This is a genomic window from Algoriphagus litoralis, from assembly GCF_003259255.1.
Lineage (GTDB): Bacteria > Bacteroidota > Bacteroidia > Cytophagales > Cyclobacteriaceae > Algoriphagus > Algoriphagus litoralis.
Window position 1 is genome coordinate 1 of record NZ_QGOL01000058.1, and the last position, 1,064, is coordinate 1,064.

The following is a 1,064-nucleotide window of genomic DNA, read 5'->3' on the forward strand; positions in this document are numbered from 1 at the left end:
TTTTTTAATTAAGTTGAATTTAGTGAATGTATCCGATAATTCACTGGACTCATTCCGTTTAGATTCAATCGGATTCGTTTGTGATTATAGTAATGGATGTATTCTTTGATTTCTTTTTTGAGCTCTGATATTGACGTGTACTGTTTTAGGTAGAACAGTTCGCATTTAAGTGTGCCGAAGAAATTTTCGATTATGGCATTGTCCAAACAGTTGCCTTTTCTAGACATGCTGGGTACAATGTTCTTTTTGTGTAATGTATCCTGATACAATTTCATTTGGTAGTGCCATCCTTGGTCTGATTGCATAATTACGGGTTTGTCCTTCGCAATAGGGCGTTCCACCTGCTCTAACATATCAATTACAGGCTTTAGCTTGGCATTTTCTGACATAGTATAACTGATGATTTCTCCGTTGAACATATCAATGATCGGAGACAAGTAGAGCTTTTTGTCAGTGACTTTAAACTCGGTAATATCGGTAGCCCATTTTTCATTTGGCATGGAGGCTTTAAAGTTGCGCTCTAAAAGATTTGGAGCGACTTTGCCCAATTCCCCTTTATAGGATTTGTATTTTTTTGTCCGGATCAAACTCTGGATTCCCAATTCCTGCATCAATCTCAAAACTGTTTTATGATTGAGAGCCATGCCTTCATTTCTAAGTTGAAGTTTAATACGTCTGTAGCCCATTCGCCCCTTATGCTCCCTATAGAGCCTAGAAATAGCCTTTTTGGCTTCCAGATATTTATCCGGTTTTCTGGATTGTTTTAGGTGATAATAAAATGTACTTCTGGCCATCCCCGCATGCACTAACAGATCTGATAATGCATGAGACTGCCTTAATTCCTGGATGATTTCCGCTTTTCTTCTTTCTCTTTGTCGGCTTGAATTAAGGCATGGAGCTTTTTTAAATAGGCATTTTCAGCTCTCAGGGAAGCTAATTCTTGCAGCAGCTCGTCTTCCTTGGTTATGGGCTTTTTGATTCTTTTGGCCATGGGTAATTTTGGTTCACTTTGTTTCCTTGCTAAACCTTCGGCGCCTTTTTCATCATAAAGTGATATCCATTTG

At 38.5% G+C, this 1,064-nt stretch carries 1 protein-coding gene and 1 pseudogene; both read right to left on the reverse strand.

Translation table 11 applies throughout. From position 1 onward, the window contains the following. Positions 1–8: 8 nt before the first annotated feature. Positions 9–851 (reverse strand): IS3 family transposase, encoded by an 843-nt coding sequence (locus tag DK188_RS21335; protein ID WP_317046889.1) that lies wholly within the window; start codon positions 849–851, stop codon positions 9–11. Beyond that, positions 836–1,064: pseudogene (locus DK188_RS21340) on the reverse strand (transposase); the annotation flags it as partial. The gene DK188_RS21335 and the pseudogene DK188_RS21340, both read right to left, overlap by 16 nt.